Origin of the sequence: Massilia litorea (assembly GCF_015101885.1) — a bacterium.
In the GTDB taxonomy this organism is placed as follows: domain Bacteria; phylum Pseudomonadota; class Gammaproteobacteria; order Burkholderiales; family Burkholderiaceae_D; genus Telluria; species Telluria litorea.
Map to the genome: position 1 here is coordinate 2629637 of NZ_CP062941.1, position 24473 is coordinate 2654109.

Genomic DNA, 24473 nt, shown 5'->3' on the forward strand with positions numbered 1-24473 from the left:
TAAGACAGATCAGCGACACTAACTACATCGATACACCGTTATCGGCCAACCCTCTTTATCCAGGAGCACGTCCATGCAAACCGAAGGTGCAGTAACCGCCATCACCGCAAAACGTCTCACGCTGGCGCTGTGCGCGGCGGGCGTTATCGGCGGCGCGGTCGGAGCGATTACCGTCAATCACAACAACGCCATCGCCCAGAGCGCGCCGCCAGTGGCCGCGGCTCCTGCGACCGTGCAGGCGCCGCCGGCCGTCGCCGGCGCGCCCGCCGCCACCGTGACGCTGCCCGACTTCACCCGCATCGCCTCGGAACACGGCAAGGCGGTCGTGAACATCCGCGTCGTCGGCAGCACCAAGGCCAGCATGCGCGGTGGCCCGCAGATCGATCCGAACGATCCGTTCTATGAATTTTTCCGTCGCTTCCAGGGCCCGCAATCTCCGCGCGGCGGTGGCGACGTTCCCGTTTTCGGCGCCGGATCGGGCTTCATCGTAAGCCCGGACGGCGTCATCCTGACGAATGCGCACGTGGTGCGCGACGCCAACGAAGTCACGGTCAAGCTGGCCGACCGCCGCGAATACCGCGCGAAGGTCCTCGGCTCCGATCCCGCGACCGACGTGGCGGTGCTGAAAATCGACGCGAAAAACCTGCCGGTCGTCCCGATCGGTAACTCGCGCAACCTGCAGACCGGCGAGTGGGTGCTGGCGATCGGTTCTCCCTACGGCCTCGAGTCCACCGTGACCGCCGGCGTGGTCAGCGCCACCGGCCGCAACCTGGGCAGCGAAAGCAACGTGCAGTTCATCCAGACCGACGTCGCCGTCAACCCCGGTAACTCGGGTGGCCCGCTGTTCAATACGCGCGGCGAAGTGGTCGGCATCAATTCGCAGATCTACAGCCAGACCGGCGGCTACCAGGGCCTGTCGTTCGCGATCCCGATCGACGTCGCGGCGCGCATCAAGGACCAGATCGTCGCCACCGGCAAAGTGCAGCACGCGAAACTCGGCGTCTCGATCCAGGACGTGAACCAGGGCTTCGCCGATTCGTTCAACCTGGCCTCGCCGGAAGGCGCGCTGGTCGCCAATGTGGAGCGCGGCAGCGCCGCCGATCGTGCCGGCCTGAAGGCGGGCGACGTGGTGCGCAAGGTGAACGGCCAGCCGATCATCGGCTCGGGCGATTTGCCGGGCATGCTGGCGGTCTCGAAGCCGGGCGACAAGGTCGCGCTCGACGTCTGGCGCGACGGGAAGATCGTGCGCCTGAACGCGACCCTCGGCAACGCCAGCGACAAGGCGGACCCGGTCGAGCGCGTACAGGTGTCGAACATCGACAAGGGTGCCAAGCTGGGCCTGGCCCTGCGTCCGCTCGACCCGAACGAGCAGCGCCAGAGCGGCATCAGTTCCGGCCTGGTGATCGAGGATGCGGGCGGCCCGGCAATTGCCGCCGGCGTGATGCCGGGCGACGTGCTGCTGTCGGTGAACGGCAAACCGGTCTCGACCGTTGCCCAGGTGCGCGAGATGGTCAACAAATCCACCAAGTCGGTGGCCTTGCTGATCCAGCGCGGGGATGACAGAATCTTCATTCCGGTGCGGATTGGCTAAAGACGCCTTCGCCAGCGCGGCCGGATCAAACGAATAGAGGTACAAGATGCGGCTGCTGCTGGTGGAAGACGATACGATGATCGGCGAAGTGGTGCTCGACCTGCTGAGGGCCGAGCACTACGCCGTCGATTGGGTGAAGGACGGCGAAATGGCCGACACCGCCCTGGTGCAGAACCAGAATTACGACCTGGTGCTGCTCGACCTCGGCCTGCCGAGAAAAGACGGTCTCGATGTGCTGCGCGCCATGCGCACCCGCAAGGACCGTACCCCGGTGCTGGTCGCCACCGCGCGCGATTCGGTCGCCCAGCGCATCGCAGGGCTGGACGCCGGCGCCGACGACTACGTTTTAAAACCCTACGACCTCGACGAACTGCTGGCGCGCATCCGGGCGCTCTTGCGGCGTGCCGCCGGGCGCGCCGAACCCGTCTTCGAATACAAGAACATCTCGATCAACCCCGCCACCCGCGAAACCCTGGTCGACGGCGAGCCGGTCTCGCTGTCGGCGCGCGAATGGGCCGTGCTGGAAGCGCTGGTCTCGCGCCCGGGCGCCGTGCTGTCGCGCGCCCAGCTCGAGGAGAAACTCTACAGCTGGCGCGATGAAGTGAGCAGCAACGCAGTGGAGGTGTATATCCACGGCCTGCGCAAGAAGCTCGGCAGCGACCTCATTCAGAACGTGCGCGGCGTCGGCTACATGGTCCCGAAAGCATGAAGGTTACCCACTCGCTGCGCGGGCGCCTGCTCTGGTTCCTGCTGGCGGCCATCACCCTGGCGGCACTGGCGCAAGCCTCGATCGCCTACCGCACGGCGCTCGACGACGCCGACCAGATCTTCGACTACCACATGCAGCAGATGGCGCTGTCGCTGCGTTCCAGTACGCCCCTGTCGAACACCGAGGCGCGCGAACGCGCCGAGTCCGGCCCGGCGGGGCCCGGCAACGACGACCTCGTGGTGCAGATGTGGTCCCCGGACGGTGTGCAGGTTTTTCATAGCGTCTCGCGCGCGCGCCTGCCGCAGCGCGCCGTGCTCGGCTTTTCCAACGTGAAGGCCAACGGCACCACTTACCGCCTGTTCTCGATCCAGACCAACAACCAGACCGTGCAGGTCGCGCAGGACCTGGCCGTACGCCGCAACATGGCCGGCAACCTGGCCCTGCGCACGCTGGGGCCGATCGCGGTCATGATGCCGATCCTGATGCTGGTGGTCTGGTGGGTGGTCAGCGGCTCGCTGGAACCGGTGGCGCGCGTGCAGTCGCAGGTGGCGCGGCGCCAGGCGGATGACTTGTCGCCGGTCTCCGAAGCCGGCCTGCCGGACGAGGTGCGGCCGCTGGTGCACGAATTGAATCTGCTGTTCGGCCGCGTGCGCACCGCCTTCGACGCCCAGCAGCATTTCGTCGCCGACGCCGCCCACGAATTGCGCACGCCGCTGGCCGCGCTGCGCCTGCAGGCGCAAAGCCTGGACCGCGCCGTCGATCCGGAAGCGAGAAAAGTCGCCGTCGGCCGCCTTACCGCCGGCATCGACCGCGCCACCCGCCTGGTCGAGCAGCTGCTGGTGCTGGCGCGCCAGGAAGCCTCGGCCGCGAACGGCGCCGCCACCCGCCCGGTCGACCTGGCCGAGCTGGCGCGGCGCACGGTGGGCGACCTGGTGGGCCTGGCGCAGGCCAAGGAAGTGGACCTCGGCCTGCAGCATGCCGACCCGGTGTCGATCGACGGCCAGCCGGACGCGCTGCACATCCTGTTGCGCAACCTGGTCGAAAATGCGGTGAAGTACACCCCGCAGGGCGGCACGGTCGATATTGCCGTGCGCGCCGACAAGGAGCGCGCCACCATCAGCGTCGAAGACAGCGGCCCCGGCATCCCGCCCGAGGAGCGCGAACGCGTGTTCGACCGTTTCTATCGGGTGGCCGGCAGCGAAGCGGCCGGCAGCGGGCTGGGGCTGGCGATCATCAAGGCGATCGCCGACCGGCACGGGGCGACGCTGACACTCGATAAATCGGAGCGCCTGGGCGGCTTGGCCGCCAATGTCAGCTTCCCGCTGGCGAAGGCCGTGTGACCCGTAGGGTGGGCGGCTCCGCCCGAGCGCTTGTGCTCACGCTGCGTGACCGCCGCCTACGCGTTCAACCAGCGGGTGCAAAGCCGCACCATGGTTTTCTACCGTGCGTTGAACGCGTGGGCGGCGCACACGGTACATATGAGCGAACGCCAGGGTGGAGCCGCCCACCCTACAGGTCATAAAAAAAGGGACTGGATGGCTCCAGTCCCTTTCTTGTTTGCGGAACACCGCAAGCGTTTAATCCACCGTCGCGCCGCTGTCCTTCGCCACCTTCGACCACTTGGCCGATTCGGCGTGCACGAACTTGGTGAAGTTTTCAGGCGTATCGGCCAGCATTTCCGAACCGGTTTCGGCGCGCACCTTGGCGAACTCCGGCGACTTGATGAACTTGACGGTCTCGGCGTTGATCTTGTCGATCACGGCCTTCGGCGTCTTGGCCGGTGCGAACAGGCCGTACCAGGCGTAGGACTCGAGCTGCGGGATACCCAGTTCGGCGAAGGTCGGCACGTCCGGCAGCAGCGGCGAGCGCTTGGCGCTGGTGATGGCGATCGGTTTGACTTTACCGCTCTTAATGTGCGGCATGATGGCGATCGTGCTGTCGAACATGATCGGGATGTGGCCGCCCAGCAGGTCCGAAATCGCCGGCGCCGAACCCTTGTAGGGAATGTGCGCCATGTCGAGCTTCTCGACGCTGTTGAACAGTTCGCCGGTCAGGTGCTGCGGCGTGCCGTTGCCCGAGGAACCAAAGGAGAACTGGCCCTTTTTCGAGTGGATGTAGGCCATCAGTTCCTTGAGGTTCTTGGCCGGCACCGAAGGATTCGCGACCAGCACCAGCGGCACGCGCAGCAGGTTGCTGATCGGCGCCAGGTCCTTCAGCGGATCGAAGGTCATGCCCTTGTAGACGCTCGGATTGATGACGATCGGCGCGCTCGAGGTGATCAGCAGGGTATAGCCGTCGGCTGCCGAACGCGTCACCGCCGCCGTGCCGATATTGCCGCCGCCACCGGCGCGGTTATCGATAACGAAGGGCTTGCCCAGCGTTTCGGTCATGTGCTTGGCCCATGGACGGGCAGCGATGTCGGACGGACCGCCCGGTGGCCATGGCACGACGACGGTGACCGTCTTGTCAGGCCAGTTCTGGGCCAGGGCGCTCAGCGATACGACCGAGGCAGCAAAAGCGAAAGCAAGCGATTTGGAAAGTAGCTTCATATCCGACATCCTTTGGTTGATTGTCCATCTGACTACGCGGATTTTACACGAAGCCCTCGCTGCGCAGTACATCCGGGCAACCTCGTCCTGATGAAGCCCGAGCGCCTGCCGGGCGTCGTGCAACTGATCTTCAGTTCGGCCTTCGGCATGAACCAGCGGCGGCCCGGACTATTCCTTCCGTACCTTGCTGTTTGCGTACACCCACGTGTATTCAGCGCCAAACAGGAAAATCTGCGCAGAGTAGTAGAACCACGCGACGAGAATCACAAACGAGCCGGCTGCGCCGAAGCCCGAGGCCACGCTCGATTTTGCAAGGTACAAGCCGATCAATGATTTGCCTACGTTGAAGAGCAAGGCTGTTACTGCGGCCCCCATCCAGACATCGTGCCAGGAAATCTTCGCGGTCGGCATGATCTTGTAGATCATCGCAAACAGAACTGTGAAAAGGGCGAGCGACGCGATGAAATTCAAACCATTTGCCAAAACGGTTTCCGCTGCTCCCCCGCTCAACCATTCGCTTGACGCTGCGAGCGCAGCGCTGACGACGAGTGAAATCATCAGCATGAAAGCCAGTCCGAGAACCAGTCCGAAGGATAATACGCGGCTGCGCAGCCAGCCCCAAAGGCCCGACGGTTTCTCTTTCGCCGGCACCTGCCAGATGCGGTCCAGGTCAGTTTGCAGTTCGGCGAAAATCGCAGTTGCGCCCAGCAGCAAAAGAAAACCGCCAACGATACTGGCGACAATCCCGGTGGACGGTTCACGCGCAGCTTTCAGCAAGCCCTCCACAGCCGTCGCTCCTTCCTTGCCCATGATGCTTTGAAGCTGCGCGATAATTGCTCCTTGCGCGGCGTCCTGTCCAAATACCATCCCGGCAATCGCGATGATGAGGACCAGTAGCGGTGCCAGGGAAAACAGCGTGTAATACGACAGCGCCGCCCCCATACTCGGCGCGTAATCATCCATCCATGCGTTTGCTGCCGCCATGAATATCTGCCACTGCCTGCCAATCCAGCTCCCCGAGGTTTGCTCGAACCTTGGGCGCGCGGGCGTGCTTGGTGCCGGTTCCGCGTCCTTCGCGTCAGGCTGACCTTCCTCTGGATACGCCGGAACATATTCCGTTTCTTTCCGGGCTGGGGTCGATGCGTCGACGCTGGCACTGTTCATGGCCGAGGCAAAAGACGCTATCAGGGAGACGAGATAAGTGCCCACCTTCAGGAAATCGCCGGTGTCTTCCCTGCGTTCCGGTGCCATGACAGGTTCAGGTTTTTTTTTGCGCCTGACGAGCGCATAGCCTGCTGCCGCGATTCCCAATACAGCAGCGCCACGCACATAGCGAGAGGAAAGTACCTCTGTCGCCTTCGATTTCAACAGGGTGAATTGCTCATCCGTTCCCAACTCGGCGGCAGCTGCGCGCGTTCTGGCTTCATGCATTTCGTGATCGGTAATGGTCATATTGTCCTCTTAAGGTCGTCAAGCACGCTATCTCCTTGAGAGCGTTACCGTAATCCTTCCGTTAGAAAGGTTCAGTACGGTGACCCACCATCTGCAGAAGGAAAAAGAGGAGTGTTGCAACTGAAAATGCCACTGTCGTACCGAGGCCGCATTGTTGAAGGAGCGCAGCCCGACGGACCACTTTCGACCGGGGTGCTGGCGTGCTATATCCCGCCTGAACCGTCCCGCGCCGCCACCAGCATGTCGATCAGCGCGCGCGACGCCGCCGACAGGCCGCGGTGGGCCGGATAGACGACCGAGAACGCGCGCGTCCGTCCACCCAGCTGCGGCAACACCTCCACCAGCCGTCCCGCCGCCAGGCTCGCTTCCGCAAACAGGCGCGGACACAGCGCGATCCCCATGCCCTGCTCGGCCAGCCAGATGACGCCCATCGCGTCGGTCGACACCGTCACCGACGCCGGCGGGATCCAGTCGATGTCGCGCTCTCCATCGCGCAGGTGCCAGGGAAATACCCGTCCGGTGTTTGGCCGGACGAAGGCGATGCAATGCTGGCGCGCCAGGTCGTCGAGCGTCGCGAGCGGTCCGGCCGTCTCCAGGTAGGCAGGGGCGGCCAGCAGGCACAGCGGCGACGCTTCCAGGTGGCGCGCCGCCATCGTGCTGCTCGGCAGCGGGCCGGAGCGGATCGCCAGGTCGAAGCCCTCGGCCACCAGATCGACGTTGCGGTTGGTGATGTCGACGTCCAGTTCGACCAGCGGATAGGCGCGCTTGTAGGCCGCCAGCACCGGCGGCAGGCGCTGCAGGCCATACCCGGTGGACACACTCATGCGTACCTTGCCGCTCAGTTGCGCCGTCGTACTGCGCATTGCCTGCTCGGCCTGCCCGAGCCGGGCGAAGGCGTCGCGTGCCTCGTCGGCGTAGCGCTGGCCGGCGTCGGTGAGGCTGAGGCTGCGCGTGGTCCGACGCAATAATTGTGTGCCGAGCCGCGCTTCGAGCCGCGACACGGCCCGGCTCAGCACCGAAGGCGTGGTCGACAGCACGACCGCCGCCGCGCTGAACGAACCGTGCTCGACGACGTTGAGAAACACCTCGACATCGGCCAGGTGATCGAATTTCCGCCCCATCTTGCTTCCTCAAGAACAAATCATTTGCCAGAATCGTAGTTTATCTATCTGTCGTGAAAAAATACAATAACGCATCTTTAATTCGAAAGGACCTCACATGGAATTGCTCGACAAACTGAAATGGCGCTATGCCACCAAGGCGATGGACCCGACGCGCAAGGTGCCGCAGGATAAGCTCGACCGCATCATCGAAGCCGCGCGCCTGGCGCCGACATCGTCCGGCCTGCAGCCCTATGAAATCCTGATCGTGAACAATCCGGCACTGCGCGCCCAGATCCGTGAAGTCGCCTGGAACCAGGCGCAGGTGGTCGACGCCTCGCACCTGCTGGTGTTCGCTGCCTGGGACGACTACACGCCCGAGCGCATCAACCACATGTTCGACCTGACCAACGAGGTGCGCGGGTTCCGCAACGAAGGCTGGGAAGCCTACCGCCAGCAACTGCTGTCGACCTACCCGGGCCGTGGCGCGCAGGTGAACTTCGAGCACGCTGCCCGCCAGGCCTACATCGGCTTCGGTGCGGCGGTCATCGCGGCCGCCTTCGAGGAAGTCGATTGCACGCCGATGGAAGGCTTCGATCCGGCCGCCGTCGACCGCATCCTGAACCTGGGCGAGCGCGGCCTGCGCAGCGCGGTCATGCTGCCGCTGGGCTACCGCAAGGCCGAGCAGGATTGGCTGGTCGACCTGCCGAAGGTGCGCCGCCCGCTCGGGCAGTTCGTCACCGGGATCGACTGATCCTGGTTCCGCCGCCATCGCTGACTTCCTGCACCAGAAAAAAAGACGGGGCACTCGCGTGCCCCGTCGTTCATCCTGCCAGCTTCAAGACGCGCCTCGCGGCGCCGTTTGCAATCAAACCAGCATCAGAACTTGTGCCACAGGCGCGCGAAGTAAGCCGCGCCGTTCAGGCCGAACTGCACGCTCTCGTACTTGAAGCCGTTGTCGGTCTCGTTCGCATCCTGCGGGGTCGGCGTGACGTTGAAGATGTTGGTGCCGCCCACCGTCAGGCGGGTCTTCTCGCTGAACGACCAGCTGAATGACAGGTCGGCCGAGGTCTTCGCTTCGTAGCGGGCGTTCGGCACCGGTGGACCGGAGAAGGTGCCGAGCGTCTGCGGGCCGAAGTGGATGATGCGGAAGTCGGAACCGAATTTACCTTGCGTGTACTCGAAGCCCAGCGTGGCCTTGCGGCGCGGGCCGCCCTGTTCGATGAACAGGCGCTCGCGCTCGGACAGCAGCACGTCTTCGAAGCCGGCGAGGGCGCTCGGTGCGTGCACGCCCGTCACTTCGGTCTTGCTGAAGTTCAGCGCGAGGAAGGTGTTCAGGCGGCCGGCGCCGAGCGGCATGCGCTGCGACGCCGTGATGTCCAGGCCCTTCGTTTGCGTGTCGACCGAATTGACGAAGAACTGGGCCTGGCCCACGCCCAGCGACTGCAGCGTGGCGCCCAGCGCCGGGTAGTTGTCGGCGTCGAAGCGGCCCGACAGCACGATGCGGTCGTCGATGTCGATGCGGTACAGGTCGGCCGTGACCGAGGTCGACTGGGTCGGCGTCCAGGTCGCACCGAAGGTGGCGCTCTTCGACTTTTCTTCCTTCAGCTTGGGGATGCCGGCGGCGTTCGCCACCGCGCCGCCGTTCGGCGCCAGCACGACGTCGAGCGGCTGGCCGTTGACGAAGTCGGTGAAGGTCGAGGAGAAGTAGACCTGCTGCAGCGACGGCGCGCGGAAGCCGGTGCTGACCGAGCCGCGCAGCAGCACGTCGCCGCCCAGCTTGAAGGCGGCGGCGAGCTTGCCGTCGGTGGTCGAGCCGAAGTCCGAGAAGCGCTCGTGGCGCAGCGCGGCCTGCAGTTTCAGGCGGTCGGTGATGTCCGCTTCGAGGTCGACGTAGGCGGCGGTGCTGTGGCGGCTGCGGTCGGTGGCGTCGGCCGGCTGGAAGCCGGGGAAGCCCTGGCTGCCGGCATTGCCGCCCACGCCCACGCCGTCGGCGTCGATGTACGAACCCGGTTCGCCGGCGAAGATCTTGTAGTTCTCCTTGCGGTACTCAAGACCGAAGGCCGCGTTCAGGCCCTGGAAGACGCCGCCGTAGAAGCGGCTGAAGTCGGCGTTGGTGGTCAGCTGGCGGAACGAGAAGCCGCCGGCGCCGAAGGAACTGGCGCTCTTGCCAGGGCCGCCGCGTACGAGGTCCAGGTTCGCGATCGAGGCGTTCAGCGTGTTGGCGATTGTGTAGTCGAGGCGGTTGTAGCCGTAGGTCTGCGAGAAGTCCGCATTCCACTCGCCGAACTTCAGGCGGTAGCCGAGGATGCCGTAGCGGTCGTCGAGGTCGCCGTTGATGAAGGGGACGAAGCCGTTCGGGTACATGGCCGCCGAATTGCGCGACGGGATGTCGTCGGAACCGAGGCCGCCGCGCGCGAACGCGGCCGAGGAGGCGTCGCGGCGCTGCACGCCGAGCGTCGTGTACAGGCGGCCCGCGCCGAGCGGGATCTCGCCGTTGATGTAGATGGTCTGGTTCTCGGTCTTGCTGTCGCCGATGATGCGCGGGTTATCGGCTTCGGCGCGGTTCGAGCGGTCGCGGAACAGGTATTCGGCGGTCACGCCGAAGGTGCCGCCGGCCACCGGGATGCCGCAGTAGGCCGAGGCCAGGTAGTTCTCGCCATCGCCTTTCGAGTACTGGCCGTAGCCGGCCACGGCTTCGCAGCCCAGGCTTTTCTTGAGTTCGATGTTCATCACGCCGGCGATCGCATCCGACCCGTACTGGGCGGCGGCGCCATCGCGCAGCACCTGCACGTTGCGGATCGCCAGCAGCGGGATCGCATTCATGTCGGTGCCGGTATTGCCGCGGTTGCGCGCGCCGAACAGGTTGACCAGGGCCGTCGTGTGGCGGCGCTTGCCATTCACCAGCACCAGGGTCTGGTCGGAACCGAGGCCGCGCAGCGCGGCCGAATCGACCAGGTCGGCGCCGTCGGCACCGCTCTGGCGCGTCGAGTTGAACGAAGGCGAGATGTTGGTCAGCGTCTGCGCCAGGTCGAACTGGCTGCCTTGCTCGGCCAGGCGCGTCATCGGGATGATGTCGACCGGGACCGGGGTGTCGGTGGAGGAGGCGGCGCCGGTGCGGCGGGTGCCGACCACGTGCACGCTCTGCACGGCGTCGGCCTGGGCGGCGTCAGGGGTCGCGGTCTGGGCCAGCGCCGACGGGGAGATGGCCAGGGCAGCACTGCCGTACAGGGCCAGCAGCACGGCGCGGTGCAATTGTTTTTGTTGGAACACGCAACTTCTCCAAAGGTGAAAATTGCATCCTAAACAATCTCAACAATCTCAACCACTGCGTGTGACGTAAACACAACGCTTGCACCGAAATAGAGCGCGTTCAGCGCAAGAACGCGCCCATTCCATCATGCGGCCTGTCCTCCGAGTGCACTTTCCCGGCGCAACAGGCGTGCCGCCTGCACCATGTTCGCCAGCGCCGCGCGGGTCTCCGGCCAGGCCCGCGTCTTGAGGCCGCAGTCGGGATTGACCCACAGCTGCTCCGGCGCGATGACCTCGGCCGCCTTGCGCATCAGGCGCAGGATGTCGTCGGCGGAAGGCACGCGTGGCGAGTGGATGTCGTAGACGCCCGGCCCGATGGCGTTCGGGTAGGCGAAGCTGCCGAAGCCGCGCAGCAGTTCCATGTCCGAGCGGCTGGTCTCGATGGTGATGACGTCGGCGTCGAGCGCGGCGATCTGCGGCAGGATGTCGTTGAACTCGGCGTAGCACATGTGGGTGTGCAGCTGGGTCCTGTCCTGGACGCCGCAGGCGGCGATGCGGAAGGCGCGCGTGGCCCAGTCCAGGTAGCCGTCCCAGGCCGCGCGCCGCAGCGGCAGGCCTTCGCGCAGCGCCGGCTCGTCGATCTGGATGATGCCGATGCCCGCTGCTTCCAGGTCGATTGCTTCGTCGCGGATCGCCAGCGCGATCTGCAGCGCGGTGGCGGATCGAGGCTGGTCGTCGCGCACGAATGACCATTGCAGGATCGTGACCGGTCCGGTCAGCATGCCCTTCATCGGACGCGCCGTGCGGCTCTGGGCATAGGCGCTCCAGGCGACCGTCATCGGGGCGGGGCGGGCGACGTCGCCGAACAGCACGGGCGGCTTCACGCAGCGCGAGCCGTAGGATTGCACCCAGCCGTTGGCGCTGAAGGCAAAGCCGTCCAGCTGTTCGCCGAAGTATTCGACCATGTCGTTGCGTTCGGCCTCGCCGTGCACCGGGACGTCGATGCCCAGCGCTTCCTGCTCGGCCACCGCATGGTCGATCTCGCGCCGCATGGCCGCTTCATATTCCGGCTGCGCCAGCTCGCCGCGTTTATGGGCCGCGCGCGCGGCGCGGATCGCCGCCGTCTGCGGGAAGGAGCCGATGGTCGTGGTCGGATACAGCGGCAAATTGAAGCGTTCCTGCTGCGCGGCCCTGCGCTCCGGATAGGGACTGGCGCGGCGGTCGGCATTGGGCGACAGCGCGGCCAGGCGCGCGGCGACCTCAGGCCGGCGTACACGCGTGCTGGTGCGGCGCGCCTCGCAGGCCGCCCGCGCTTCGCGCAATTCGAGCCAGACGCTGCCTTCGCCCTCGGCCAGGGCGCGCCGCAAGACCTGCAGCTCGTCCAGCTTTTCGCGAGCGCCGGCCAGCCAGCCGCGCAGTTCCAGGTCCATGGCGCCATCCTCGCGCAGGCTCAGGGGCACGTGCAGGAGCGAGCAGGAAGGCGCCAGCCAGAGATCTCCGCCTCGGCGCTGCGCCAGCGGCAGCAGCCGCGCCAGCGCCGCATCGAGGTCGGTGCGCCAGATGTTGCGGCCGTCGACGATGCCGACCGAAAGGACCTTGTGCGCGGGCAGCCAGTCGGCGATCGATTGCAGCTCGTGCCCGGCGCGCACCGCATCGACGTGCAGGCCGGCGACCGGCAGCTTGCAGGCCATGCTGAGGTTCTCCTCGAGCGGCGAAAAATAGGTGGCCAGCAGCAGCGGCAGCTGCGCCGTATTGAGGGTCTGGTAGGTGCGCTCGAAGGCGAGGATCCAGGCGCCCGGCAGGTTCAGGCCGAGGATCGGCTCGTCGACCTGCGCCCACTCGGCGCCGGCGGCCTTCAGTTGCGCCAGCAGCTGCACATAGGCCGGCAGCAGGGCGTCGAGCAGCTCCAGTTTGTCGAAGCCGGCGTCGCGCGTCTTGCCCAGCCAGAGGAAGCTCAGGGGACCGATCAGCGCCACCTTGACGCGGTGACCGAGGCTTCGCGCCTGCGCCACCTCGCCCAGCAGGCGTTCGGAGGCCAGCGCGAAGCGGGTGGCGGTATCGAACTCCGGCACCAGGTAGTGGTAGTTGGTGTCGAACCACTTGGTCATCTCCAAAGCCGCCGTGCCGGCGTGCTGTGCGTTGCCGCAGCAGATGCCGTCGGCATGCTCATGGGCCACGCCGCGCGCCAGCGTGAAATAACGCGCCAGCGCCGTTTCGCGGCCATCGAAGCCGAAGCGTGCCGGCTCGCAGCCGAACAGCTGGATGTGGTTCGCGACATGGTCGTAGAAGGCGAAGTCGCCGACGGTGACGAAGTCGAGCCCGGCATCGGCCTGTTCGGCCCAGTGGCGTTCGTGCAGCGCCGCGCCGGTTTCTTCCAGCGCGGCGGCATCGATTTCTCCGCGCCAGTGGCGCTCCAGGGCGAACTTCAGTTCACGTTGCAGGCCGATGCGGGGATAGCCAAGAGTATGAGTTTTGATCATGATTATCGAAATCTGTATGAATGATGCTATCGATTATCGGCAGAGCTGGTGCATAATTCAAACGACAAATTTTGCTAATCACCTGAAAAATATTCATGGAGTTTTGATGGCTTCGTCTATCCTCGAACTGCGCCACCTGCGCACCCTGCTGGCTTTAAAAGAGGCGGGCACCATTTCGCGCGCGGCGCAGCTGCTGAACGTGACGCAGTCGGCCCTGTCGCACCAGGTGCTGGCGCTGGAACGCCAGTACGACGCCAGCCTGTTCGAGCGCAAGTCGACGCCGGTCGCGTTCACGGCGGCGGGCCAGCGCCTGCTGGAACTGGCGGCGCAGGTGCTGCCGCTGGTCGGTTCGGCCGAGCGCGACCTGGCGCGCATGAGCACCGACGCCAGCGGCAAGCTGCGCATCGCGGTCGAATGCCATACCTGCTTCGACTGGCTGATGCCCTCGATGGATGCGCTGCGCGAACGCTGGCCGGAAGTGGAGCAGGACATCGTGTCGGGCTTCCAGGCCGATCCGGTGGGCCTGCTGCACCAGGACCGCGCGGAAGTGGCGATCGTCTCGGAGCTCGACGAGAGCGAAACGGAGATGGTGTTTCATCCGCTGTTCGAATTCGAGATGGTGGCAATCCTGCCGCTCGGCCATCCTTATCTCGGCAAGCCTTACCTGGTGGCCGACGATTTCGCGGGCCAGGCCCTGATCACCTACCCGGTGCCGGACGAGATGCTGGACCTGGTGCGCCAGGTGCTGCGCCCGGCCGGTGTCGAGCCGCCGCGCAGGACGACCGAGCTGACGGTGGGGATGCTGCAACTGGTGGCGAGCGGACGCGGTTTCGCTGCGCTGCCGCTGTGGGCGGTGAACGGCTACCTGGAGCGCGGCTATGTGGCGCGCCAGCGCATCGGCCCCGACGGCCTGACGGCGCGCCTGTATGCGGTGGTGCCGAAGCGGCTGGCAGGCAGCGCCTACCTGGCCGACTTCGTGCAGGTGATGCGCGAGACTTCGCTGCTGGCGCTGCCGGGGATCAGGCTGCTGTGATTCAGTCCAGGCTGATCGCTTTCGCCTTGATCAGCTTTCCCCATTTTTCGCGCTCGGTTTTCGCGTAAGCGGCCATGTCGGCCGGGCTGCCGGGGATGGCTTCCAGTCCCAACGCCTGGAAACGCGCCTTGACCGCCTCGGTACCGATCGCCCTGTTCAGGTCCTTGTTCAGCGTGTCGATGACGGCCGGCGGCGTTTTGGCCGGCGCCACCATGCCCTGCCATGCATAGGCTTCGAAGCCCGCCATGCCTTGCTCGTTCAGGGTCGGGATGCTGTCGAAGCCCTGCACCCGCTTCAGGCTGGCGACACCGATGGCGCGCAGCTTGCCGGCCCGGATATGCGAGCCGCCGGCGGCGGTGTCGACGAACATGAAGGGCACCTGGCCGCCGATGACGTCCTGCACCGCCGGCGCCGCGCCTTTATAGGGCGCATGCAGCAGGTTCAGTTTGGCGCCGTCGGCAAACAGTTCGGTGGCGAGATGGTGCGGGCTGCCGGCGCCCGGGCTGGCGTAGGCGGCCGGAGAACTTTGCCCCCTGGCCCAGGCCAGGAACTCCTGCAGGTTTTTTGCAGGGACCTGGGGATTGACCACCAGGATCATCGGAAAGCGTGCGATCAGGCCGACCGGGGCGAAGTCCTGTTCCGCGTTGTAGCCGGGCTTCGTATATAAAAACTGGTTGGTGGAGAGGGTGGCCGTATCGGCGGTCAGCACGACCTGTCCATCGGCCTTGGCCTTGGCGGCATAGGCGGCGCCGATATTCGTGCCCGCACCCGGCTTGTTGTTGATGATGATCGGCTGGCCGAGGGTCTTCGTCATTTCCGACGCGATCACGCGCGCGACGACGTCGGAACCGCCGCCCGCGGCGTAGGGCACGACCCATTCGACGGGGCCGTTCGGAAAGGCAAAGGCCAGGACAGGCGCGGCAAAGGCGAGGGCGCAGAAGGCGCGCCGGGCGAGGGTCGGGAAAGTCATGCGGTCTCCAGGTGTTGTGTTTTTAGCTAATTTAACACGCTTCGACACGTCCGCCGACCAGTACCGCCTCGCCGTCGATCATCGTGCGGATCAGGCAGTCGCGTCCTGTCGCATGGCCCTGGTGCAGCGTCAGGCCATGCCCGAGGGCGACCGTCAAGGCGCCGGCCGCGACGCCGGTCGCGGCATCCTCCAGCTTCGGATCGAGGTGGTTGAAGTTGCGGCCCTCATAGTCGCCTGCGCCGCTGCGGCACCAGGCATAGCAGCCGCTGATGCCGGTCGCGCGGCCCCAGGCGGCGATCGCTTCCAGGTCCGGCCTCAATTCGTACAAGGCAGCGCGGTCCGCCACTTCCAGCAGCAGCTTCGGACTGCCGACCGAGGCGATGACGGGCGCGCTTGCCAGTGCGAGGCCCGGCGCGGCCAGCAGGCGCCTCGCCAGCGCTGCATCGGCCTCGACGTGGGGCGCCTCCTGCCGCGCCAGCTGCACGAACACATCCTCGCCGGTGCGCGACAGCAGCAGGCGCTGGCCACGCATCGCCGTCGTCACAGCCAGCGGCGCCTTGCTCCCATGCCGCTCGAACAGCACCTGCGCCGCCGCCAGCGTCGCGTGCAGGCAAAGCGGGCTGCGCATGTGGGGGTAGACGAAGTCGAGGGTCGCGGCGAGATCGGGGTCCGTGGCTGCGTCGATGAAGACGCAAGTGAGCGCCTGTTCGCGGGCGAACAGGGAACGCTGCGCGGGATCAGGCGGTCCATCCTCGACCACCAGAGCCGGATTGCCGCCGCCGTGGGCCGTGCCGAAGCAGGCAAAAAGCCGTGTATTCATGGTCATGTTCGCAAGTCGAAAGCCCGAGTCTGCCATAGCCGGGCGCTTCCAGCACCGGCTGCGCAGCAAGGGCACCTCTCCGGCCCCAGGGGGAGCTGCACAAGCCAGGCGGTATCAAGCCCCTGATACCCCCGTCAGCGCCAGATAGCCCACATGGCCTTCCGGAAGCGCCAGGGAGAAGTTGCGGCAGGTCCGGAGCGCAAGGGCCAGGTCGTCGCGCCACTCGCTTAGTTGCAAGCCGAGGCATTTCAGGCGCGCCTCATGTTCGCTCCAGGCCTGCGCAAACGCGGTGTCGCGCTCGCCGTGGGGCAGGGTTGCCAGCGCATCGGCGGTGGCGCGCCCCAGGTAATCGCGCGCCACCGGTCGCCAGTCCGGCACCGGCAAGATGGACGTGACGTCGATGCCGACCGCGCCGTTGAGGGAACAGGCCGCCACCGAGATGTCGCCATCATGGCTGATCGACAGCGCAATCCGATGATGCCCCGAGTCCAGCGCCACGGCCGCCCAGGGCGCGGCGCCCTGGGGCGAATGCAGTTCGATGCGGCCGGCATCGATGCCGTAATGCGCAGCCAACGCCGCCACCAGGGCGGCGCGAATGCGCAGCCGGGCCGTTTCGCGGTCCGGCTGCCCGCGTATCCCGATGATGGCCACGCCGGATGATCCGGCGAGCCTGGCAAAGCTGGCGTCCCCACCCCAGTGGATGGCCAAGGGCGTGTCCACGCTCACTGCGCCGCCCGCAAGGGCGCCGCCGGCAAGCCGATCCAGCTGCTTGCGGCAGGAATGTGCTCGCCTTTCATCACCAGCGTGAGTGGTCCCAGACGTGCGTTATCCCCCACGCGGGCGCTGTACAGCACCGCGCTGCGCGGGCCGACATAGACCTTGCTGCCGATGTCGACGCGGTCTATCTTCATTACCCGGTCTTCGAACAGGTGGGTCTGCGGACAGGACAGCGCATTCAGTTCGCTGTGGTCGCCGATGTGCACGCAGTCGAACTCCGTGATGTCGGTGGTATCCAGGTACACGCCTTTGCCGATACGGCAGCCGAGCAAACGGAAGGCGATCGGCAGCCATGGGGTACCGCGCAGATAACGCATGAAGTTCGGCACGGCGATGCCTTCGTACATATTCGTTACGCCTTCGGACACCCATACGAAGGGCGTCCACATCGGCTCCGCGCGTTTCTGGTAGCGTCCCACCAGCACCCACTTGAAGGCCAGCACGAACAGGTAGTTGCCGATGCCGTAGGCGAGACCGATCAGCGCCAGGTAGGAAATGACTTCGGCCCAGTGCCCGGCGCCGGCGACCGGCATCAGGTCCAGCACCACCGTGTAGCCGACGGCGATCACCAGGGCGTGCGGTGCCACGATGCGGAAGGCTTCCACCAGTGCGCGGCCGAGGCGGCGCAGCGGCGACGGCCGGTAAGTCAGGTGTTCCGGATAGCCGCTGACCTGTTCGCGCGCCGGGAGGTGGATCGGCGGCGAGCCGAGCCAGGTGTCGCCGTCCTTCATGCGCTCGTTGGCCGGAGCGTGGGTGTGCACGCCCACCAGCACGCCCTCCGGCAGGATGGTGCCGTCCGGGATGTAGCTGCCGTTGCCGACGAACGAACGATTCGACACCACGGTCGGTTCCATCGTCATCCAGCCGCCGTCGATATGTTCGTCACCGAGCATCACGGCGTCGGCGATGAAGGTCTCGTCGCCCAGTGTCAGCATGTCCGGAACCACGCCCAGCGCGGTAGAGATCTCGGCATCGCGTCCGACCTTGGCGCCCAGCAGGCGGTACCAGAAGGGCGCATACACCGTGGCGTAGATGCCGTGAAGGACGTTCAGGCTCGACTCCTGGATGTGGCTGACCAGCCACTTCTTGCAGTAGGCGTTCGAGTGAACGGCGAAGCGGCCCGGCTGGATGCGCGGCAGGAAGCCCCAGCGGATTGCAGCCGACACCAGCACGGTCATCAAAATCAGCACCGCGCTGGCCGGCAGGGCCAGCACGAAATAGCGCACCAGCTGCGCCTGGATTGAATTCGCCGGCAGCCAGGCCAGGGTCCCGCGCTCGTCGAACCAGTCGATCAGCACGAAGCTCGGGAACACCGGCATGAAGAACAGCGTCGCCACCAGCAGGATGCCGAATATGAAGAACAGCGCTTCTCCGGCCAGGCGCAGCCGGCTCGTGTGCTGACGCGGCGGCAGCGCCGATGGGTCGAAGGCGCCGGCGTCGCGTGCGGGCGAGCCGTTCCAGACGCGGTTCGCGGGCACCACCGCCCCGTCCTGCAGCGCCGACTGGCCCTCGAGGTGGCCGCGCCGCTCCACGCGCGTGTTTCCCTCCAGGAGGGCGTACGACGAGACGAAGGCGTCGTCCTCGAGCACGACAGTGCCCAGCAGCAGGCGGCCGCGCTCGACGCGCGCGTTCTCGACATTGACGGCATTGCCGATGCTGACATTGTCGCCGACATGCAGCAGTTCCGGCACGCGTACCATCATCGAGCCGATCACGGCGTCGCGGCCGATCTTCGCGCCCAGCAGGCGCAGCCACCATGTATACAGTGAGGACCCGGCCAGCAGGTAAGTCGGCGCCGCCTCGATCAGGCGGTCGCCCAGCCACCAGCGGAAGTAGGTCCTGCCCCACAGCGGATACGAACCCGGCTTGAGGCGGCCGGCAACCAGCCATTTGCCGCCGATCGCAAACGCGAACTCCATGATCGTCGCCAGGAGGAACACGCCGATCGCCGCCGCGATCGCGCGCGGGATCCTGTCGCCCGCGTCGCCGGTCATGTAGTGGTAAGTGAAGAAGGGCGCCAGCCACTGCGCCATCCGCAGCGTCACGAGCACCGGCACGGTCGCCAGCTGGGCCAGGCCGCACAGCCAGCGGCGCGCCGCCGGCGGCGGGGCCCAGTCGGGTTCCTCCGCCGCCGTTCCCGCGCCCTGATCGAGGCTCGACGCGATCGCGCCAATCCGGCGCTGCTCGTAGATGTCGCGCACCGTCAGGTGGGCAAAGCGCGGGTCCCGGCGCAGGGCGGTTGCCAGGCGTGCGGCAAAAAAGGAGTGGCCGCCCAGGTCGGAGAAGAAGTCCTGCTCGCGCCGGATCGCCTGGCCCGGGAACAGCTGGGCCAGGGCCGCGAACAAGGCTTGCTCTCCCGGTGTTTCCGGCGTGTCCGATCCGGCCGGGTCGCCCGGCAGCGGCGTGCTCAGGGCCATGGCCTTGAGGGCCTTGCGGTCGATTTTGCCCGAGGTCAGGCGCGGCATGACAGCCAGGACTTCGAATTGGCTCGGCACCATATACGGCGGCAGGCGGCCGGACAGTGCCTTGCGCAGCGTGGCGGACGCCAGCTGCTCGCCGGTCGCCCCCTGGGCCGGCACCAGATAGGCGACGAGGTGGTCGATGCCCTCGTCCTTGCGCAGCAATACGGCGGTCGTGCCGACGCCTTCCTGCTGGGCCAGCACGGCTTCGATCTCGCCCAGTTCGACGCGAAAACCGCGGATCTTGACCTGGTCGTCGGTACGGCCCAGGCATACCACCTGGCCGTCCGGCTCGATGCGCGCCAGGTCGCCGGTGCGGTACAGGCGATCGTCGTGGCTGCCGGAGGCCCATGGGTTGGGCAGGAATTTTTCGGCAGTGAGGTCGGGGCGCCCCAGGTAGCCTGCGGACAGGCCGGGACCGGTGATGCACAGTTCCCCGGTTTCGCCGCGCGGCAGGATCCGCAGGCCCTTGTCGGTCTCGGTCGAGATCACCAGCAGGCCGTAGTTCGGCAGCGGTTCGCCGATGGTGATCGAGCGCCCCGGTTCCATGCGCGCCAGGCTGGCCGAGACCGTCGCTTCGGTCGGGCCATAGGTATTGAACATGATGCGGCCGGGCTTCGAGAAACGCTCCACCACCGCTTCCGGGCACATCTCGCCGCCCAGGTTAATGATGCGCAGGCCGGGCACGTCGTCGGCGAACAGGGACAGCAAGGTCGGCACCGCATGCAGCACGGTGACGCCGTTTTCCGCCAGCAGGCGCGGTAGCGCTTCCGGATCGCCTGCGGTTTCCTTGGGCCCGAGCCAGAGCGTGGCGCCGGCCAGGTAGGAAATCCAGATCTCTTCGAAGGACATGTCGAAGGCGACCGAGAAGCCCTGGTAGACGCAGTCGTCGGCACGCACGCCCAGCACTTCGTTCTCGCTGCGCAGAAAGTGGCAGATGCTGCGCTGGTCGATCAGGATGCCTTTCGGCTTGCCCGTCGAGCCCGACGTGTAGATCACATAGGCCGGGGCGCTTCCCGGGACCACGCCGCGGCGCTTCAACACGTATCCGTCCGCTGCGGGCAGCAACAGGTCCTCGGCCATGTGGATGGCTTGGGAATCACAGCCGAGGCCGCTGCCGGCCCGCTCGCGCATCTGTTCGCTCGTAACCAGCGCCGGCGAACCGGCATCAAGCATGCATACCAGCAGGCGCTCGGCCGGCGTGTCTTCGTCGACCGGTAGCCAGGCGGCCCCGGTTTTGGCGATTGCGGCCTGCATGATCAACAGTTCGATCCCTCGCGGCATCCACAGGCCGACGATATCGCCCGGCCCGATGCCTGAGTCGATCAGGCGCGACGCGGCCAGGCTGGCCTGCTCGTCGAGTTCGCGGTAGCTGAGCCGGCGTGCGCCGGAGACGAAGGCCCACTGGTGCGGCGCGCGCCGCGCGCTGGCTTCCAGCAGGTCAGCCAGGATTTCGTTGCGCAGCAACTCGGGCTGGTGGGGGCCGTACAGGACGTCGGGGTGCCGCGTTGCGGGTATGGGGTTGTTCATCGAGGCCAGATAGGGCTGAAGTTGGATTTAAGCAAGGCCGTTGTACGCAAAAATCCGGAGCGCCACGCCGCTTGCAGGGGCGCTTGCCTTGAATGGCCCGCCGAGGAATCACTCAAGTCATGACCAAACCGAACTTCCTGACGAGGAAGACGGTGACGAGCCCACGCCAGGGAGCGCCAGCGCGGAGACTGCGACAACCTTGCCGGCCGCGCGCAGCACCGCACGCTTGTCCATCTCCTTCCCCTTCTTCCCTTGTTCGTAAGGCCACTTGATGGCAAAGAACATGCCCGTGCATGGCACGATGACCTTGAACGTACCGGCGACGATAGGGAACCAATCCATGATGTGAGCCTGATGCAGATGAGAGAAGAGAACCTCGGCGACTGCCATGCAAGGTGGCGTCGCCGCAGGTGCTGATCATTTTACTCAAAAGCAATCGCCGTGCATTGGGGCAAAATGTCCCAGTTGAACACCGTGCAAGGACCTTTTAGTATTCGCACGGAAATTATTGCCAAGTTGACCTCGTCGGTTATACTGTGTTTTTATACAGTAGTTTGTGAACTCACAAGAATCCGACTTGCCGATGTCATCTGCGCCGCCCGCTCATCTACCCGACTACGCCGAGCTGTTTTGCCTGTCGAATTTCAGCTTCCTGCAAGGCGCCTCGCACGCCGAGGAACTGGTGGAGCGGGCTGTGCGCCTTGGCTATGCGGCGCTGGCGCTGACCGACGAATGTTCGCTGGCCGGCGTGGTGCGGGCGCATGCCGAAGCGAAGAAGGCGGGCATGCCCTTCATCGTCGGCGCCCATTTTCACCTGCGCCACCCAGGGGGCGACCCGGCCCTGTCGCTGATCCTGCTGGCGCAGAACCGCAACGGTTACGGCAACCTGTCCGAGTTCATCACGCTGGGACGTACGCGCAGCGAGAAGGGGACCTATTTCCTCACGCCCGACGACATCGCCGATCCGCCACCGGAATTCGCGCACCTGAAAGGCATGCCGGACTGCCTGGCGATCCTGCTGCCGCACTATCCCGGCCACGAGCCCAAGGACGTCGACCGCCTGCACGGGCAGGCCGCGTGGGTGGCAAAACACTTCCCGAATCGCGCCTGGCTCGGCCTGGTGCTGCTGCACCGCGCCTTCGACGATGCGCACCGGGTCACGATCGAGGAAGTCGGCTGGCAGCACCGGTTGCCGATCGTGGCGCTGGGCCACGTCGTCATGCACGTCCGTTCACGCAAGCCGCTGCAGGACACGCTCACCGCCACGCGCCTGAACAAGCCCGTGGCCGAATGCGGCTATGGCCTGGCGCAGAACGCCGAGCAGCACCTGCGCGCGCGCCTGCGCCTGGCGAACATCTATTCGCGCGAAGCGCTCGATGAGACACTGCGTATCGCTTCCCTGTGTAGCTTCTCGCTCGACGAACTGCGCTACGAATACCCGAACGAAGTGGTGCCGAAAGGGCACACGGCATCGAGCTTCCTGCGCGCCGAAACCTATATCGGTGCCCACCGGCGTTTCAGGGAAGGGATCCCGGCCAGGGTGCAGGCCCAGATCGAGCACGAGCTGGGTTTGATCGGCGAGATGGGCTACGAACACTACTTCCTCACCGTCTACGACATCGTCCACTTCGCGCGCTCGAACAACATCCTGTGCCAGGGGCGCGGCTCGGCCGCCAATTCGGCCGTCTGCTACTGCCTCGGCATCACCGAGGTCGATCCGGCGCGCGCGAATCTCTTATTTGAAAGGTTCATTTCGAAGGAGCGTAACGAGCCGCCGGATATCGACGTCGACTTCGAGCACCAGCGCCGCGAGGAGGTGATCCAGTACATCTACAACAAGTACGGACGCACCCGCGCCGCGCTGGCGGCGGTCGTGATCAGCTACCGCCCGAAAAGCGCGCTGCGCGACAGCGGCCGCGCGCTCGGGGTCGATCTCGGCATCATCGAAAAGGTCTGTAAAAGCCACCGCTGGTTCGACAACAAGGCCGACCTGCTGAATCGCCTGGCCGAATCCGGCCTCGATCCGGAAGCGCCGCTGTCGCGCCAGTGGGCGACCCTGGCCACGCAGTTGCTGAACTTCCCGCGCCACCTGTCGCAGCACCCGGGCGGCTTCGTCATCGCGCAGGGCAAGCTCTCCCGGCTGGTGCCGATCGAGAACGCGGCCATGGCCGACCGCAGCGTCATCCAGTGGGACAAGAACGACCTCGAGGAACTCGGCCTGATGAAGGTCGACGTGCTGGCGCTCGGCATGCTGTCGATGCTGCGGCGGGCGCTGGAACTGGTCAGCCTGCGCCACGGGAACCTGTTCGAGATGCAGGACATCCCGCCCGACGACAAGGCGACTTACGACATGATCTGCGCGGCCGACACGGTCGGCGTCTTCCAGATCGAATCGCGCGCGCAAATGAGCATGCTGCCGCGCATGAAGCCGCGCGTTTTTTATGACCTCGTGATCGAGGTGGCGGTGGTGCGGCCCGGCCCGATCCAGGGCGGCATGGTGCACCCGTATCTGCGCCGGCGCCAGGGCCTGGAACCGGTGCGCTATCCGAGCGAGGAGATGAAGCTCGCGCTCGGGCGCACGCTGGGCGTGCCGATCTTCCAGGAGCAGGTGATGCAGGTCGCGATCCTCGGCGCCGGCTTCTCGCCCGGCGAAGCGGACCAGCTGCGGCGCGCGATGGCGGCCTGGAAGCGAAAGGGCGGCCTCGAACAGTATTACGACCGCATCGTGCGCGGCATGCTCGAACGCGGCTACGAGCTCGAATTCGCCGAAGCGATTTTCAGCCAGATCCAGGGCTTCGGCGAATACGGCTTTCCCGAGTCGCACGCGGCCAGTTTTGCCTTGCTCGCCTACGCCAGCTCCTGGCTGAAATGCCATGAGCCGGCGGCGTTTTTATGCGCGCTCCTGAACAGCCAGCCGATGGGTTTTTACTCGCCCTCGCAGCTGGTGCAGGACGCCCAGCGTCACGGCATCGAAGTGCGCCCGGTCGACATCGCCATCAGCGGCTGGGAATCGACGCTGGAGGAACTCCACGATACGACGCGCCAGCCCGCCGTGCGCCTGGGCCTCTCGCTCCAGCGCGGCATGAGCCGCGAGGCGGCGGCCCGCATCGAGGACGCGCGCGCGATCCGGCCTTTCGAGAGCGTGGCCGACCTGGCGCGGAGGGCAGGACTGGATCGCGGCGACCTGCAGGTGCTGGCCGGCGCCAACGCCTTACGATCGCTCGCCGGCCATCGCAGGGAGGCCTTGTGGCAGGCGGTCGGCGCCGTGCCCGACAAGGATTTATTGCGCCCGACCACGCCGGAGGAAGAAATGCCGCAACTCGCCGCGCCCTCGGAGGGCGACGAGATCGTCGGCGACTACCGCGCGCAAGGGCTCACGTTGGGACGCCATCCGGTCGCGCTGCTGAGAAAACAGCTGCTGGCGCAGCGCTTCATGCCTTCATCGGTGCTGAACGAATACGCCGACGGCCAGCTCGCGCGCGGCTGCGGCCTGGTGACCGTGCGCCAGCGGCCCGGGACGGCGAAGGGCGTGCTGTTCCTGACGCTGGAAGACGAGACGGGCAACGTCAACGTGATCGTCTGGCCGGACCTGGTCGAACACCAGCGGCGCGAGGTGCTGGGCGCGAACCTGCTGGGGGTGTACGGGATATGGCAGAGCCAGGGACAAGTGAAGCACCTGGTGGCGAAACGGCTGGTGGATATGTCGCATCTGCTGGGCAGGCTGACGACGGGGAGCCGCGATTTCTGTTGA

The 24473-nt window shown here is 66.0% G+C and carries 16 protein-coding genes; 6 read left to right on the forward strand and 10 right to left on the reverse strand.

The genetic code is table 11. The features are described from left to right. Nucleotides 1-73 precede the first annotated feature (73 nt). The 3 genes from LPB04_RS11735 to LPB04_RS11745 are packed head-to-tail and all read left to right on the forward strand — an operon-like array spanning nt 74 to nt 3640. Nucleotides 74-1591, forward strand: a complete 1518-nt coding sequence (locus tag LPB04_RS11735) for a Do family serine endopeptidase (protein WP_193684769.1) — start codon at nt 74-76, stop codon at nt 1589-1591. Nucleotides 1592-1637: 46 nt separating this feature from the next. After that, complete coding sequence (locus tag LPB04_RS11740) at nt 1638-2300, forward strand: response regulator (RefSeq protein WP_193684770.1); 663 nt, start codon at nt 1638-1640, stop codon at nt 2298-2300. Next, a complete protein-coding gene (locus LPB04_RS11745; RefSeq protein ID WP_193684771.1) occupies nt 2297-3640 on the forward strand; it encodes an ATP-binding protein in 1344 nt (447 codons plus the stop codon). Before LPB04_RS11740 ends, LPB04_RS11745 begins: the two co-directional genes overlap by 4 nt. A 237-nt stretch (nt 3641-3877) precedes the next feature. Here LPB04_RS11745 and LPB04_RS11750 read toward each other — a convergent pair whose 3' ends face one another. The 3 genes from LPB04_RS11750 to LPB04_RS11760 all read right to left on the reverse strand — a co-directional run bounded on the left by LPB04_RS11750 (nt 3878) and on the right by LPB04_RS11760 (nt 7422). After that, nucleotides 3878-4849: a Bug family tripartite tricarboxylate transporter substrate binding protein gene (locus tag LPB04_RS11750; RefSeq protein ID WP_193684772.1), complete on the reverse strand. Its 972-nt coding sequence runs from the start codon at nt 4847-4849 to the stop codon at nt 3878-3880. Between the two features lie 168 nt (nt 4850-5017). Then, nucleotides 5018-6301 (reverse strand): YihY/virulence factor BrkB family protein, encoded by a 1284-nt coding sequence (locus tag LPB04_RS24055; protein ID WP_227496380.1) that lies wholly within the window; start codon nt 6299-6301, stop codon nt 5018-5020. 203 nt (nt 6302-6504) lie between these two features. Further along, nucleotides 6505-7422: a LysR family transcriptional regulator gene (locus tag LPB04_RS11760; protein WP_193684773.1), complete on the reverse strand. Its 918-nt coding sequence runs from the start codon at nt 7420-7422 to the stop codon at nt 6505-6507. 97 nt (nt 7423-7519) lie between these two features. Between LPB04_RS11760 and LPB04_RS11765 the strand changes: the two genes are divergently transcribed. Next, nucleotides 7520-8155 (forward strand): NAD(P)H-dependent oxidoreductase, encoded by a 636-nt coding sequence (locus LPB04_RS11765; protein WP_193684774.1) that lies wholly within the window; start codon nt 7520-7522, stop codon nt 8153-8155. A 125-nt stretch (nt 8156-8280) separates the two neighbouring features. Here LPB04_RS11765 and LPB04_RS11770 read toward each other — a convergent pair whose 3' ends face one another. After that, nucleotides 8281-10674 (reverse strand): TonB-dependent receptor plug domain-containing protein, encoded by a 2394-nt coding sequence (locus tag LPB04_RS11770; RefSeq protein WP_193684775.1) that lies wholly within the window; start codon nt 10672-10674, stop codon nt 8281-8283. 125 nt (nt 10675-10799) lie between these two features. Continuing rightward, nucleotides 10800-13133 (reverse strand): 5-methyltetrahydropteroyltriglutamate--homocysteine S-methyltransferase, encoded by a 2334-nt coding sequence (gene metE, locus LPB04_RS11775; protein ID WP_193684776.1) that lies wholly within the window; start codon nt 13131-13133, stop codon nt 10800-10802. Nucleotides 13134-13239: 106 nt separating this feature from the next. On the opposite strand from metE, the gene LPB04_RS11780 reads away from it, so the two are divergent. Then, a complete protein-coding gene (locus tag LPB04_RS11780; RefSeq protein ID WP_193684777.1) occupies nt 13240-14166 on the forward strand; it encodes a LysR family transcriptional regulator in 927 nt (308 codons plus the stop codon). A gap of 1 nt (nt 14167) precedes the next feature. On the opposite strand, the gene LPB04_RS11785 is transcribed toward LPB04_RS11780, so the two are convergent. The 5 genes from LPB04_RS11785 to LPB04_RS11805 all read right to left on the reverse strand — a co-directional run bounded on the left by LPB04_RS11785 (nt 14168) and on the right by LPB04_RS11805 (nt 21112). Then, complete coding sequence (locus LPB04_RS11785; protein ID WP_193684778.1) at nt 14168-15136, reverse strand: Bug family tripartite tricarboxylate transporter substrate binding protein; 969 nt, start codon at nt 15134-15136, stop codon at nt 14168-14170. Nucleotides 15137-15167: 31 nt separating this feature from the next. After that, nucleotides 15168-15956, reverse strand: coding sequence for a PhzF family phenazine biosynthesis protein (locus LPB04_RS11790; RefSeq protein WP_193684779.1), 789 nt, complete (start codon nt 15954-15956; stop codon nt 15168-15170). Between the two features lie 114 nt (nt 15957-16070). Then, entirely contained in the window at nt 16071-16664 is a 594-nt protein-coding gene (locus tag LPB04_RS11795) for a 4'-phosphopantetheinyl transferase family protein (protein WP_193684780.1), read from the reverse strand. A gap of 14 nt (nt 16665-16678) precedes the next feature. Beyond that, complete coding sequence (locus LPB04_RS11800) at nt 16679-20722, reverse strand: Pls/PosA family non-ribosomal peptide synthetase (RefSeq protein WP_193684781.1); 4044 nt, start codon at nt 20720-20722, stop codon at nt 16679-16681. Nucleotides 20723-20839: 117 nt separating this feature from the next. Further along, nucleotides 20840-21112, reverse strand: coding sequence for a hypothetical protein (locus tag LPB04_RS11805; protein WP_307727143.1), 273 nt, complete (start codon nt 21110-21112; stop codon nt 20840-20842). A gap of 193 nt (nt 21113-21305) precedes the next feature. Here LPB04_RS11805 and LPB04_RS11810 point away from each other — a divergent pair, with 193 nt between their 5' ends. After that, nucleotides 21306-24473 carry an error-prone DNA polymerase gene (locus LPB04_RS11810; RefSeq protein ID WP_193688971.1) on the forward strand — a complete coding sequence of 1056 codons (3168 nt, stop codon included), beginning with the start codon at nt 21306-21308 and terminating at the stop codon, nt 24471-24473.

Coding starts and splice junctions, on each gene's coding strand:
- LPB04_RS11735 (WP_193684769.1), top strand. CDS start 74: ATGCAAACCGAAGGTGCAGTAACCGCCATCACCGCAAAACGTCTCACG.
- LPB04_RS11740 (WP_193684770.1), top strand. CDS start 1,638: ATGCGGCTGCTGCTGGTGGAAGACGATACGATGATCGGCGAAGTGGTG.
- LPB04_RS11745 (WP_193684771.1), top strand. CDS start 2,297: ATGAAGGTTACCCACTCGCTGCGCGGGCGCCTGCTCTGGTTCCTGCTG.
- LPB04_RS11750 (WP_193684772.1), bottom strand. CDS start 4,849: ATGAAGCTACTTTCCAAATCGCTTGCTTTCGCTTTTGCTGCCTCGGTC.
- LPB04_RS24055 (WP_227496380.1), bottom strand. CDS start 6,301: ATGACCATTACCGATCACGAAATGCATGAAGCCAGAACGCGCGCAGCT.
- LPB04_RS11760 (WP_193684773.1), bottom strand. CDS start 7,422: ATGGGGCGGAAATTCGATCACCTGGCCGATGTCGAGGTGTTTCTCAAC.
- LPB04_RS11765 (WP_193684774.1), top strand. CDS start 7,520: ATGGAATTGCTCGACAAACTGAAATGGCGCTATGCCACCAAGGCGATG.
- metE (WP_193684776.1), bottom strand. CDS start 13,133: ATGATCAAAACTCATACTCTTGGCTATCCCCGCATCGGCCTGCAACGT.
- LPB04_RS11780 (WP_193684777.1), top strand. CDS start 13,240: ATGGCTTCGTCTATCCTCGAACTGCGCCACCTGCGCACCCTGCTGGCT.
- LPB04_RS11785 (WP_193684778.1), bottom strand. CDS start 15,136: ATGACTTTCCCGACCCTCGCCCGGCGCGCCTTCTGCGCCCTCGCCTTT.
- LPB04_RS11790 (WP_193684779.1), bottom strand. CDS start 15,956: ATGAATACACGGCTTTTTGCCTGCTTCGGCACGGCCCACGGCGGCGGC.
- LPB04_RS11800 (WP_193684781.1), bottom strand. CDS start 20,722: ATGAACAACCCCATACCCGCAACGCGGCACCCCGACGTCCTGTACGGC.
- LPB04_RS11805 (WP_307727143.1), bottom strand. CDS start 21,112: ATGGCAGTCGCCGAGGTTCTCTTCTCTCATCTGCATCAGGCTCACATC.
- LPB04_RS11810 (WP_193688971.1), top strand. CDS start 21,306: ATGTCATCTGCGCCGCCCGCTCATCTACCCGACTACGCCGAGCTGTTT.